Source organism: Streptomyces sp. B1866 (genome assembly GCF_031932565.1).
GTDB lineage: Bacteria > Actinomycetota > Actinomycetes > Streptomycetales > Streptomycetaceae > Streptomyces.
Genome location: NZ_JAVSCF010000205.1, coordinates 1 through 11,905, shown reverse-complemented (window position 1 = coordinate 11,905; position 11,905 = coordinate 1). Strand labels below are relative to the sequence as shown.

Genomic DNA, 11,905 nt, shown 5'->3' with positions numbered 1-11,905 from the left:
CCGCCGCCGCGGCCGACGGGACGGCCAGGCGGACGGCCGACGGCACGCCCGACCCGTACGGCACCCTCAGCGCCCGCTGGCGCGCGCTGCTCCTCGGCGGCGGCTTCGACCCGGCCCGCCCGCCGTTCGCGGCGCGCCTGGCCGCTCTCGGGGACACCGCCCGGCGCCACCGGGCCGCCATGGCCCCGGCCGCCGGGTCGCTGTGGCCCGACCTGCCGCTGACCCGCTCCGCCTCGATCACCGCCGGCTACGCGCGGCTGAGCACCATCGCCCAGGCGGTGTGCCGGCCCGGCACCGGATTGACCGGCGACCCGGCGGCCGCCGCGGACGTGGCCGCGGGCCTGGACCACCTCGGCCGCCACGCCTACCACCCGTCCGCCGAGCCGGCCGGCAACTGGTGGGACTTCCAGATCGGCGCCCCCCAGGCGCTCCTGGACTGCTGCGCCCTGCTGGGCGGACTGCTGCCCGCCGACCGGCTCGGCGCCCACCTCGCCGCCGTCGACCACTTCGTGCCCGACGCGGCCGTCGGCGACTACAGCGGGACCAGCACGGGCGCCAACCGGGTGGACCTGTGCCGGGTGCTCGCGCTGCGCGGCGTGCTCGGCCGCGATCCGGGCAAGCTCGCCCTGGCCCGCGACGCGCTCACCCCCGTGTTCGCGTACGTCACCGACGGCGACGGGCTGTACGCCGACGGCTCGTTCGTCCAGCACGGCCACGTCGCCTACACCGGCTCGTACGGCGCCGTGCTGCTGGAGGGGGTCGCCCGCCTGCTGGTCCTGCTGCGCGGCACGCCCTGGGCCGTGACGACGCCCGCGCGGCGGCACCTCTTCGACGCCGTGCGGCACGCCTACGCCCCGTTCGTCCACAACGGCCTGGTCATGGACGTCGTCGCCGGACGCGCCGCCAGCCGCGGCGTGCGGGCCGACGACCCGCTGCGCGTCCAGGCCGACGACCACCTGCGCGGCCACGGCCTCATCGCGTCCGTGCTGCTGCTCGCCGAGGCCGCGGACCCGGCCGACCGCGCCGCCTGGCGGCGGATGGCCAAGGGCTGGCTGGAACGCGACCGGTACCGCCCGCCCGCGGACGACCCGGCCCTCGGCATCGCCCCGCTCGCCCGGCTGTGCGCGCTGCTGGCGGACCCCGCCGTCGCCGCCGCGCCCGAACCGGTGGGGCACCGGCTCTTCCCCGCCATGGCCCGGGCCGTGCACCGGCGGCCCGGATGGACCGCGGCGCTCAGCATGGCCTCCCACCGGATCGCCCACTACGAGCACGGCAACGGCGAGAACCCGCGCGGCTGGCACACCGGCAGCGGCATGCTGTGCTGGTGGGCCGACGGCGCGGGCGACGGCCCGTACACCGACGCCTTCTGGCCCACCGCCGACCCCTACCGGCTGCCCGGCACCACCGTCTCCGCCCGGCGGCTCGCCGACGGCGCGGGCGGCGCCTGGGGCGCCTGCCGGCCCGACGCGCGGTGGGTCGGCGGCGTCACCGACGGCACGTACGCGGCGGTCGGCCAGGACCTGCGCGGCCTGGAGAGCACGCTGACGGCCAGGAAGGCGTGGTTCTTCCTGGACGACGCCGTGGTCTGCCTCACCGCGGCCGTCAGCGCGGCCGACGGCGCCGCCGTGGAGACCGTGGTGGACCACCGCGACCTCGGCGCCGGCGGCCCGCGGGCGCTCACCGTCGACGGCGCGGACCAGCCCGCCGCCTGGGGCCGGACCCTGCGGTTCCGCGGCGCCCGCTGGGCGCACGTCGCGGATACGGCCGGCTACGTCCTCCTCGACGGGACCGCCCTGCACGCGCTGCGCGAGACGCGCACCGGCCGGTGGCGCGACATCAACACCGCGGGCAGCCCGGAGCCCGTCACCCGCTGCTACCTGACGCTGTACGTCGACCACGGCACCGACCCGCGCTCCGGCCGCTGCGCCTACGCGCTCCTGCCCGGCGCGAGCCGCGCCGCCACCGCCGCCCGCGCCGCCGACCCGCGCTGGGTGACGCTGCTGGCCAACACCGGCGACCGGCAGGGCGTGCGGGCGCCCGCGCTGGGCCTGACCGCCGTCGCCTTCTGGACGGCCGGCGCGGCCGGACCGCTCGCCGCGAGCGGTCCGGCCGCGGTGCTCCTGCGCGTGCGCGGCCGCACCGCGGCGCTGTACGTCGCCGACCCGACCTGCGCGGGCACGGCCGTGGACGTCACCTGGGCGCACCCCGTACGCGCCGTCCTGCGGGCCGACCCGGGCGTCACCGTGCTGGGCACCGGGCCCGCCCTGCGGCTGCGGGTCGCCGTCGCGGGCGCGGCGGGCGCCTCGCTCGGCTGCGAGGTCGCCCTGATGGACGGGCCGGGGCACCGACCGGGGCGGCGACGGCCGAGCAGCGGGTAGGGCGCCCTCCCACGCCGTCTCCCCGGGGACATCGCCGGAAACGATTGTCGTTTAAAAAAAGCGAGGTTAGGCTTGCCTTACTTTCTGAGGGGCCGGGACGGGGCCGGGCCGCCGAGCGCTCCCGTCCCCGTCCGGGCATCCCGTGCGCGACCGGAGACAACCGCGACAGTCCGCGAAGAGGACCGCGAAGGAAGGGAGCCGCACCATGACACAGGACCAGGCCGCGAACGCCCCCGGGCCGACCGACCGGACGGAGCTGTTCCGGCTCGTGTTCGGGCAGATGGCCGCCCACACGCTGCGCGCCGCCACCAAGCTCGGCCTCGTCGACCTGCTCGGCGACGGCGAGGCAGCGGCCGAGGACCTGGCCGGGGACCTGGGCACCCACCCGCAGGCCACCTACCGCCTGCTGCGCGCCCTGGCGGGCCTGGGCCTGCTGGCCGAGCGCCGCCCCGGCGTCTTCGCCGCCACGCCCAAGGGCCTGCTGCTGAGCGGGAAGCAGCCCGGCTCCATGGCCTCGCTCGTGTCGATGTTCACCGACCCCGCCATGCTCCGCGGCTGGGAGCACCTGGCGGACAGCGTGCGCACCGGTACGACGTCCTTCGACACCGTCTTCGGCACCGACTTCTTCTCCCACCTGAGGCGGAACCCGGAGCTGTCCGCCGAGTTCAACGCCGCGATGAGCCAGGCGACGCACGCCGTGGCGGCCGCCCTGCCCGGCGCGTACGACTTCGGCCGGTTCGCCGCGGCCGTGGACGTCGGCGGCGGCGACGGCACGCTGCTCGCCGCCGTCCTGCGGGCCGTCCCGGCGCTGCGCGGCGTGGTGTACGACACCGAGGAGGGGCTGGCGCAGGCCGCGGACACCTTCGACGCGGCCGGGGTGGCGGACCGGGCCGCCACCGTGGCCGGCGACTTCTTCACCTCCGTGCCCCCGGGCGGCGACCTGTACCTCCTCAAGAGCGTCATCCACGACTGGAACGACGAGGACTGCACCGGCATCCTCCGGCGCTGCCGGGAGGCGCTGCCGCCGCACGGGCGGGTGCTGATCGTCGAGCCGGTGCTGCCGCCCACCGTGGACCCGGACCGGATCGCACTGACCTACCTCAGCGACCTGAACATGCTGGTCAACGTGGGCGGCCGGGAGCGGACCGCCGCGGACTTCGCCGCCCTGTGCCGGGCGGCCGGGCTGACCGAGCCGGTCGTCACGCCCCTGCCCGCGCCGCTCGCCTTCTGCCTGATCGAGGCCGCCCCGGCGGCGTGACGGCCCGTACGCCGCCGCCCCGGGACCGGCGGGGCGGCGGCGCGGCGGCTTCAGGGGCGGCGCGGCGCCCGGGCCGTACGGCACCAGTGCGTACGGCCCCGGAGGGCGCGGCCGTCAGGGCATGACCAGCACCGGTTTGACCACGTGCCCGCCCGCCGCGGCCGCCGCGGCCTCCTCGACCGCCGCCAGCGGGAACGGGCGCACGATGCGGTCCACCGGCAGCCGCCCGGCCCGGTACAGGTCGACCAGGGCGGGGATGAACCGGCGCGGCACGGCGCCGCCCTGGTTCACCCCGACGATCCGCGGCCCCCGGTCGAGCATCCTCGGCACGTCGAACCGCGCCTCGGTCCCCGCCGGCGGCGCCCCGACCACCGCGCACGTCCCGCCGACCGCGAGCGCGTCCACGGCCTGCCGCAGCACGTCCGGCAGTCCGCTGGTCTCCAGCGCGCACGCCACGCCCGCGCCGCCGGTCAGCCCCGCCAGCTCCGCCGCCGGGTCCCGCGCGCCCGGGTCGACCACGTCCGTGGCGCCCAGCTCGCGCGCCAGCTCCCGGCGCGCCGGGTGCGGGTCGACCGCGACGATCCGGGTGGCGGCCGTCAGCCGCGCCGCCATCACCGCCGACAGCCCCACCGACCCGGCGCCGAACACCGCCAGCGCGTCGCCCGGCGCGGGCCGCAGCACGTTCAGCACCGCGCCCGCCCCCGTCTGCACGCCGCAGCCCAGCGGGGCGGCCACCTCGGGCGGCAGGCCGGCGGGCACCCGCACCACCGCCCGCTCGCTGGTCAGCGCCAGGGTGGCGAACGAGGACTGGCCGAAGAAGTGGCCGTGCAGCGGCGCGTCCGCGTACCGGCCGGTGCCGCGCAGGGTGGCGCTGCCGTCCAGCCGGCTGCCCCCGAAGAGGTTCAGCGCGGGCCAGTGCGCGCAGCGCACCGGCTGCCCGGTGTGGCAGGCCAGGCACGCGCCGCAGGACGCGAAGCTCAGCGCGACCGCGTCCCCCGGGGCCACCGAGGTGACGGACGGTCCGACGGCCAGCACCGTGCCCGCGCCCTCGTGTCCCAGGACGGCGGGCAGCGGGAAGGGCGTGCGGCCCGCGCGGACGCTCAGGTCCGTATGGCAGATGCCCGCGGCGCGCACCCGGACCAGCACCTCGCCGGGCCGGGGGGAGTCGACGTCGACCTCCTCCAGCGCGAAGGGCCGGCCCGCGGCGCGGACCACGGCGGCGGTGGCGATGGGCATGGCAGTACTCCTCGAAGATGTCGGNGCGATGGGCATGGCAGTACTCCTCGAAGATGTCGGGGCGCGGCCGCCGGCCCGCGCGGGCCGGCGGCCGCGCCGTCACGGCAGCACCGCGCCGCTGCGCGCGGTGCGCAGGGCCTGGGCGGCGATGGTCAGGGTCGGGTTGACGGCGGCGGACGAGGGGAAGAACCCGGCGTCCACGACGAACAGGTTGCGCACCTGGTGGCTGCGGCACAGCGGATCCAGCACCGAGCGGGCCTCGTCGGTCCCGAAGACGGTCGTGCCGCACTGGTGGCCGGTGGCCTGCACGCCCATCCGCTCGGTGAACACCAGCGGATACCCCGCGCGGCGCATCATCCGGGCCGCCGCCTTCACCAGCAGGCCGTGCGCGCCGGCGCCCGCCGGCCGCCAGTGCAGCGTGATCCGGCCGCCGGGGCCGAGGACCACGCGGTTGCCCGGATCCGGCAGGTCCTCCGACATCACCCACCACTCGACGCCGCGGGCCACGAGCGCCTCCAGCAGCCGACGCGGCACCCACGGGCGCGCGGCGGCCGCCGCCGCGGCCGGCAGCCGGCCCATGAGCTGGAGGTTGCCCAGGGGCCGCGCGGTGCGGTCGCCCGCGTGGTAGAAGTCGTTCACCCCCAGCGTCTTCTGGAAGACGACCGGGTTGCGCCGCCGCGGGTCGATCGCGGTGAGCACGGTGTTGTGGTGCAGCATCAGGTTGCGCCCCACCAGGCCGCTGCCGTTGGCGAGGCCGTCCGGGTGCGCGGCGCTGTGCGACCGCAGCAGCAGGGCCGCCGAGTTGACCGCTCCGCAGGAGACCACGACCGTGCCCGCGCGGATGGTCACCGGGCGGCCCTCCCGCTCCGCCTCCACGGCGGTGACCGCCGTCCCCGCCGGATCGGTGCGCAGCCGTGTCACGTACGTGCCGGTCAGCAGCCGGACCGTCGGCTCGCGCAGCGCCGGGCGCAGCGCTCGCGTCTCCGCGTCGCTCTTCGCGGCCACCTTGCAGGGAAACCCGTCGCAGGTGCCGCAGCGCAGGCACGCGCCGCCCCGGGCCAGGTCGACGCCCAGCTCCAACGGGTAGGGGTGCAGCCCCTGCGCGCGCAGCCGCGCCTCCAGCTCGCCGATCCGCGGCTCGTGCGGCACCGGCGGGAAGGGGTACGGGCCGGAGCGCGGCGGCGCCGTCGGGTCGGCGCCCGCCCGGCCGTGCACCCGGTACAGGCGCTCGGCCTCGGCGTAGTAGGGCTCCAGCCGCGCGTAGTCGTACGGCCAGGCGGGGGAGGTGCCCTCCGGGTGCGCCGCCGCCCGGAAGTCGCTCGCCCGCATCCGGGGCAGGGCCGCGCCGTACACCTTGGTGGTGCCGCCGACGTAGTACAGGCTGGTCGGCGTGAAACGGGTGCCGTCGCCCGTCCACCAGGGGCCGGCGTTCTCGTACCGGCCCTCGGCCAGGACGGCCTGCGGCGACCAGTTCTCCGCCTCGCGCGGCAGGAACCCGCCGCGCTCGACCACCAGCACGCGCGCGCCGGTGCCGGCCAGCGCCCAGGCCAGGGTGGCGCCCCCGGCGCCCGAGCCGATCACGGCCACGTCGGCGTCGTACCGGTCCTGGTGGCGGCGGACCACCGGCGGGGTGCCGGGGCCGAAGACGCCGGTCATCGGGTGCCTCCCGGAGTGCTCGGGGCGGGCTGGAAGAGGCGCACCGCCGTGTCGTCGTGGTAGGGCAGCCGGGCCGGGGCGTGGACCAGCTCCAGGTGCAGGCCCCACGGGGTGGTGACGTACACCCACCGGGTGCCGGCGATGGGTCCGTCCCGCACCGTCTGCGGCGTGCCGCGCATCCGCACGCCGGGCTGCCGCAGCAGGTGGGCCACGGACGCGTCGAAGTCGTCGGTCCACAGGGCCAGGTGGTGGCCGCCCCAGTCGCTGTTGCGGGGCATGCGCCGCCGCCGGCCCGGGCCGGTGTACTGGAACAGCTCGACGTTGGTCACCGGGCCGAGCCGCAGCATCGCGATGCGCGCGCGAGCCCGCGGGTGGACGCCCAGCTGGCGGGCCATCCAGTCGCCGTCCGGGTCGGAGACCGGCCCGGTGCGGTAGGCGAGACGGGCGCCCATGACGCCGGTGAAGAACGCGACGGCCTCGTCCAGGTCGGGCACGGTGTAGGCGACGTGGTGCACGGCGGTGGCGCCGGGCACCCGCAGCGGGTGGCGAGTGGCGTGAGAGGTCATGACGGTGCTCCTTGCGTGGTGTGGGGGACGCGGGGCGGCAGCCGCCGGACGGCGGCGGCCGGGGTCAGGGTCAGGCACAGCAGGTCGGCGCCCAGCGGGCCGGCGCACAGGCGCACGTCCTCGCCGCGGGGGGCCAGGACCAGGCTCCGCGCGCGCAGCACCGCCTGCGGGTCGGGCGCGCCGTCCGGGCCGACGGGCCCGGCGCGCCCGAGCGTGAGCGAGCCGCGCAGCACGTACCAGGCGGCCTCGGTGCCGCCGCGCCCCACGAGGTCGAAGCGGGCGGCGGGGCTCAGCCGCACGTGGTCCACGGCCTCGCACTCGCTGTGCAGCATGCCGCGGCGGGCCAGGCAGCGGACGCGGACGCGCTCGGTGCCGGGGCCGATGAGCACGGCGGCGGGCCGGTCGGCGATGGCGGTGATCATTCGGGGCCTCCTTCCCGGCCGGTGTGCTCCGCTGCCGGGGCGGTGTGCGGCACGGCCAGGACGGCGTGGAAGTACTCCAGGCCGCGCGACCCGGCCCGCAGCTCGGCGGCGCTGCCCAGCGGCAGGGTCAGCGACCGGCCGGCGGCCAGCGGGACCGTCGTCCCGCCGGCGCGGGCCGTGCCGCCGCCGTCGGTGACGAACACGGTGTGCTCGGCGCCCTCGGCGCCGATCCGCGTCTCGTCGGCCGGCAGCAGCCGGGCCAGGCGTACGGTGCGCAGCGCGCCGGTGAGCACGGTGGAGGCGTCCACCGGGCCGTTGTCGTACAGGTCGGGGATGACGGCACTGGTGGCCATGGCGAGGTCCTTCCTCGGGTCGGCGGTGGCGGGGACTTCGATGACGAGCCAGGCCAGCGGCCCGTCGCCGGTGTTGCGCAGGGCGTGCCGGGTGCCGAGGCCGGTGAGGACCACGTCGGCGGCCCGGACGGGGTACGGGCGGCCGTCGAGGGTGATCTCCCCGCGGCCGGAGACGATGAAGTACAGCTCCTCGGTGCGGGTGTGCCGGTGCTCGCCGCTGACCCCCCGGGGCGGCAGCCAGGCCCACTCGACGGCCTCCCAGGCCCCGTGCAGTCCGGCGCGGCGGCTCAGGCACGCCCACCGCGAGTGCCCCTCGGCGGCGTGCACGCCGTACACGTCGGCCGGGGCGTGCACGTCCGCGCTGACGACGGCGTCACGCATGGCGGGCTCCCCTCGCCGCGGCGAGCCGCCGCTGGTGCGCGCCCAGCAGCCGGGCGGCCCGGTCGATCTCACGCTGCGTCAGGTCGTCGACGAACACGGCGCCGCCGATGCCGACGGGCAGCGGCAGCCGCTGGCGGCCGTCGCGGTGGCGCACCGTGTCGGCCAGCGCCTCGGCGAGCACGCCCGGTTCGCACAGCGGGTGCCACACCGGCAGCCCCAGCCGGGTCATCAGGTCCAGGACCTGGTCGCGTCTGCTGGCGTCCACCAGCCCCCGCCGCCAGGCGACGACCGTCGTCAGCGCCATGTCCAGGGCCACCGCCTCGCCGTGCAGCAGCTCGGGCAGGGCCCGCATCTCCAGCGTGGGGCTGAAGGAGTGGCCGTAGTCGACGACCCGCTCCAGGCGGTGCTCCCACAGGTTGGGCTGGAGCTCCTGGAGCATGCCGTGCACGGCCCGGGCCAGCACCTCCTCGCCGGGGCCGGAGCCGGCGAACCGCTCGGCCAGCAGCCGCTCGCCGTGCCGGTCCAGCAGGTCGAACAGGCGCCGGTCCTTGACCAGCCCGATCTTGAGGATCTCGGCCATGCCGTTGGCGACGTGCCGCCGGTCCAGCGTCGCGAGGAACGCCGGGTCCAGCAGGGTGGCCTCGGCCGGGTGGTAGGTGCCCAGACGGTTCTTGTGCGGCCCGAAGTTGACGCCGGTCTTGGCGCCCACCCCGGCGTCGACCAGGCCGATCAGCGTGGTCGGCACCCGCACGTACGGGGTGGAGCGGCGGTAGAGGCTGCACGCCAGGCCCACGACGTCCAGCAGGACCCCGCCGCCGACAGCGATCACCGGCTCGCGGCGGCGGTCGATGCCGAAGCGGTCCATGGCCCGCGCGACGCCGAAGACCGACTCCATGGTCTTGAGCCGTTCGTGCGCGGGCAGCACGTGGACGGTGACGTCGAGCCGGTTGGCCTCGGCGTACGCGCGGATCCGCGCCCCGTACAGCTCGTTCACCCGGGACTCCACGACCACCAGGCGGCGTGACGTGGCCGGGCCGGGCGGGGTGCCCGCCGTGGCCAGGGCGGGATTGTCCGGACTCAGCACCCCCGGGGTGAAGTCCACCTGATAGCGGATCGGCTTGGCGGTGCTCACGGTCCACGACCGCACCGGGTCGCCGGAGGTGAACAGTCCGGCCGGGGCGGGACGGGTTGGGGAAGTGACAGACACGGGGATCTCCTCGATCTCGGATGGATGGACGGGGACTTCGGTACGGGCCCGCCGGGCTCGCCCGCGGTCTGGTGTCCACTGTGTCGACCGGTGGCCGGCGGGGCTTGTCCCTCGACGCACTCCCCTTTGACCAGGAGCGCTGCGCGTTCGACCGGGAGCGTCGGGCGTCCGACCGCCGGGCACCGGGTGGTCGACCGGGGCACGCGGGGCGGTCGACCGCCGAGCGCCGGGACCGCCGCCCGCCCGGGCCGGGGCGGTACGGTTCGCGCCGTACCGCCCCGGCCCGGGCGGGCGGGGCGTCAGGCCGCGTCGGCGGCCGGGAGGTCCGGCTACCACGGCGGCCCGCCGCACACGTGCTCGTGGGCGCGGGCGAACCACACGCCCTTGCCCGGCACCGGCGACTCGGTGTGCAGCACCGTCCGGTGCACACCGCACCCGTCGCACAGCCGCCGGACCATGCGCAGCCCGCGGCCGCGCTCCGCCAGGCGCGCCAGCGCCTCGTCCGGGTCCGGCGCAGCCGACGGCCCGTCGGGCCCGTCCGCCGCGTCCGGCCCGTACAGCCCGTCCGGCCCGTCCGGTCCGACGGCGTCCGTGCCGTCCCGGCCGGGGGACAGCCCCGGCCAGTGGTCGACGTCGGCGTCCACGACCTCGCACACCAGCGCCTCGCCGGTGTCGCCGAGCCGCAGCTCGCGCGGGCCGCTGCCGTGTTCCAGGGCGTTGGCGACCAGTTCGCTGGCGGCCAGGACGATGTCCTCGGCCACGTCGTCCGTGACGGGCAGCCGTCCGAGCGCGGCACGCACCAGCTCCCTGGCCTGGGCCAGGGCCGCGTTCTGCCCGTCCAGGGACCACACGCGCACGGCGCGGGCCGGGACGGCGGGCGGCTCGGCGCTGTCGTGCGCCGTGGCCGGTTCGTTGATGCAGATGGTCATGGTGACCTCCTGACAGATCGTCGCTGTGTCTCCAGCCTTGCCGGGGTACGCGCCCGCGCCTTTCCCCTCAGCGCACGGCAGTTGACCCTCAGGGCACTCCGGCCGGCGGCGCCCGCCGGCCGCGCGGGTGTGCGCGCGGAGGCAAGAGGGTGTGCGCGCAACGGCAGGCGAACCGTGCGCGGCACCGGAGAGGATGGCGGCGGGCCACCGCCGTCTCGGACACGGAGCGTGACCAATCCGTGCCTTCTATCAAAAAGACCCAAATATGTCCATTGGCCCCTTTACTCCCCGAGGTGCGAGTGCGACCGTCGAGAGTGGAGAGCCGGGTGCGGCGCAGGCACCCGTGAGCGCCGCGTCCGGCCGTGACGCGATCACGCGTCCATCGCGAGAGCGTGCGGAATCATGTGGAAAGTTCAAAAATTTGAAGATTATCAGCAGATGCGCCGCTTCTTCCGCGAGCGCGACCACGTCCAGCCGAGCACCGTCGGCCCGGACCCGGGGCCGGGCTACTCGATGACGCTGCGGGAGGCCCGGTTCGGCGCGATCACGGTGGGATACGCCGACATCTCGGCGCGGCACCCGTGGTCCGGGGAGATGGTCTCCTCCGACAAGTCCGACGTCTTCCTGCTCGTCCAGCCCCTCATCGGCTTCCACCACGTCGTCCAGCGGGAGCGCGAGGCCCTGCTGCGGCCCGGCCGGCTCGCCCTGCTGGACGCCACCATGCCCTGCCGCCGCCAGACCTCCTCCTACGGGCCGTTCCAGATCCTGTTCACCGCCGTGCCCCGGTCCGCGCTGGGCCTGCGCACCGGCCGCGTCACCGACCGGCTGACCGCGGCCGAACTGCCCACGGACGACGGCCTGGGCAGCCTCACCGCCTTCTACCTGCGCCGCCTGCTCCGGCAGGCCGACGACCTGCGCCCGGCCACCGCCGAGCGCCTGGGAAGCAGCTGCCTGGACCTGATCACCTCCTACGTCGGCGACCTCCTGTACGAGCACCCGGAGGCCGGGGACGGCCTCGCCGACGCCCTCGTCATGCGCGCCCAGAGCTACGCCGAGTCCCACCTGGGCGACCGGGACCTGTCCCCGGCCACCCTCGCCGCCGCCGTCCACGTCTCCGTGCGCTACCTGCACAAGCTCTTCGCCGACCGGCGGCTGACGGTGGCGGGCTGGATACGCCACCGCCGGCTGGAGCGCTGCCGGCTCGACCTGTCCGACCCGGTGCAGGCCCAGTGGTCGATCACCGAGATCGCCCACCGGTGGGGCTTCACCGACTCGGCGCACTTCAGCCGCGCCTTCAAGGCGGCCTATGGGATCACCCCCCGCGACCAGCGGCTGAGCGCGCACGCACCGCCCGGCTGACCCGCGCCCGCCCCCACCGCGGCCGCGCCCGACCGCACCGGGACCCGACCGGTTCCCGCCCTCGTGCGGGCGGCGGCAGGCCGTGCGACCATCGCAGGAGGGGCCCCGCCGCCGGCCGTACGGCCTGCCTCGCGGCGCCGCCCGCGGGCGCCGCCCTCCC

The 11,905-nt window shown here is 76.9% G+C and carries 10 protein-coding genes; 3 read left to right on the top strand and 7 right to left on the bottom strand.

The window, feature by feature from the left end; translation table 11 throughout:
* On the top strand, nt 1–2,378 hold a 2,378-nt coding region (locus RKE29_RS22605; RefSeq protein WP_312007397.1), incomplete at its 5' end, for a polysaccharide lyase 8 family protein.
* Nucleotides 2,379–2,583: 205 nt separating this feature from the next.
* Nucleotides 2,584–3,636: a methyltransferase gene (locus tag RKE29_RS22600; RefSeq protein WP_312007396.1), complete on the top strand. Its 1,053-nt coding sequence runs from the start codon at nt 2,584–2,586 to the stop codon at nt 3,634–3,636.
* A 114-nt stretch (nt 3,637–3,750) separates the two neighbouring features.
* On the opposite strand, the gene RKE29_RS22595 is transcribed toward RKE29_RS22600, so the two are convergent.
* The 7 genes from RKE29_RS22595 to RKE29_RS22565 form a co-directional block, all read right to left on the bottom strand.
* The gene (locus RKE29_RS22595) at nt 3,751–4,872 is read right to left on the bottom strand and encodes an NAD(P)-dependent alcohol dehydrogenase (protein WP_312007395.1); all 1,122 of its coding nucleotides are present in this window, start codon (nt 4,870–4,872) and stop codon (nt 3,751–3,753) included.
* Nucleotides 4,873–4,971: 99 nt separating this feature from the next.
* A complete protein-coding gene (locus tag RKE29_RS22590) occupies nt 4,972–6,528 on the bottom strand; it encodes a GMC family oxidoreductase (protein ID WP_312007394.1) in 1,557 nt (518 codons plus the stop codon).
* On the bottom strand, nt 6,525–7,094 hold the full coding sequence (locus RKE29_RS22585; RefSeq protein WP_312007393.1) for a VOC family protein: 570 nt from the start codon (nt 7,092–7,094) through the stop codon (nt 6,525–6,527). Before RKE29_RS22585 ends, RKE29_RS22590 begins: the two co-directional genes overlap by 4 nt.
* Nucleotides 7,091–7,516 carry a hypothetical protein gene (locus tag RKE29_RS22580; protein WP_312007392.1) on the bottom strand — a complete coding sequence of 142 codons (426 nt, stop codon included), beginning with the start codon at nt 7,514–7,516 and terminating at the stop codon, nt 7,091–7,093. The genes RKE29_RS22585 and RKE29_RS22580 overlap by 4 nt, the downstream gene beginning before the upstream one ends.
* Nucleotides 7,513–8,250 (bottom strand): cupin domain-containing protein, encoded by a 738-nt coding sequence (locus RKE29_RS22575; protein ID WP_312007391.1) that lies wholly within the window; start codon nt 8,248–8,250, stop codon nt 7,513–7,515. Before RKE29_RS22575 ends, RKE29_RS22580 begins: the two co-directional genes overlap by 4 nt.
* On the bottom strand, nt 8,243–9,457 hold the full coding sequence (locus RKE29_RS22570; RefSeq protein ID WP_312007390.1) for a sedoheptulose 7-phosphate cyclase: 1,215 nt from the start codon (nt 9,455–9,457) through the stop codon (nt 8,243–8,245). The genes RKE29_RS22575 and RKE29_RS22570 overlap by 8 nt, the downstream gene beginning before the upstream one ends.
* A gap of 329 nt (nt 9,458–9,786) precedes the next feature.
* Nucleotides 9,787–10,386, bottom strand: coding sequence for an ATP-binding protein (locus RKE29_RS22565; protein ID WP_312007388.1), 600 nt, complete (start codon nt 10,384–10,386; stop codon nt 9,787–9,789).
* Nucleotides 10,387–10,788: 402 nt separating this feature from the next.
* Here RKE29_RS22565 and RKE29_RS22560 point away from each other — a divergent pair, with 402 nt between their 5' ends.
* A complete protein-coding gene (locus tag RKE29_RS22560) occupies nt 10,789–11,745 on the top strand; it encodes a helix-turn-helix domain-containing protein (protein WP_312007386.1) in 957 nt (318 codons plus the stop codon).
* The last annotated feature ends 160 nt before the right edge of the window (nt 11,746–11,905 follow it).

Bases quoted from the DNA above. Each gene is read 5' to 3' on its own strand.
- RKE29_RS22565 (WP_312007388.1), bottom strand. From the start codon at position 10,386: ATGACCATCTGCATCAACGAACCGGCCACGGCGCACGACAGCGCCGAG.
- RKE29_RS22595 (WP_312007395.1), bottom strand. From the start codon at position 4,872: ATGCCCATCGCCACCGCCGCCGTGGTCCGCGCCGCGGGCCGGCCCTTC.
- RKE29_RS22580 (WP_312007392.1), bottom strand. From the start codon at position 7,516: ATGATCACCGCCATCGCCGACCGGCCCGCCGCCGTGCTCATCGGCCCC.
- RKE29_RS22600 (WP_312007396.1), top strand. From the start codon at position 2,584: ATGACACAGGACCAGGCCGCGAACGCCCCCGGGCCGACCGACCGGACG.
- RKE29_RS22590 (WP_312007394.1), bottom strand. From the start codon at position 6,528: ATGACCGGCGTCTTCGGCCCCGGCACCCCGCCGGTGGTCCGCCGCCAC.
- RKE29_RS22575 (WP_312007391.1), bottom strand. From the start codon at position 8,250: ATGCGTGACGCCGTCGTCAGCGCGGACGTGCACGCCCCGGCCGACGTG.
- RKE29_RS22585 (WP_312007393.1), bottom strand. From the start codon at position 7,094: ATGACCTCTCACGCCACTCGCCACCCGCTGCGGGTGCCCGGCGCCACC.
- RKE29_RS22560 (WP_312007386.1), top strand. From the start codon at position 10,789: ATGTGGAAAGTTCAAAAATTTGAAGATTATCAGCAGATGCGCCGCTTC.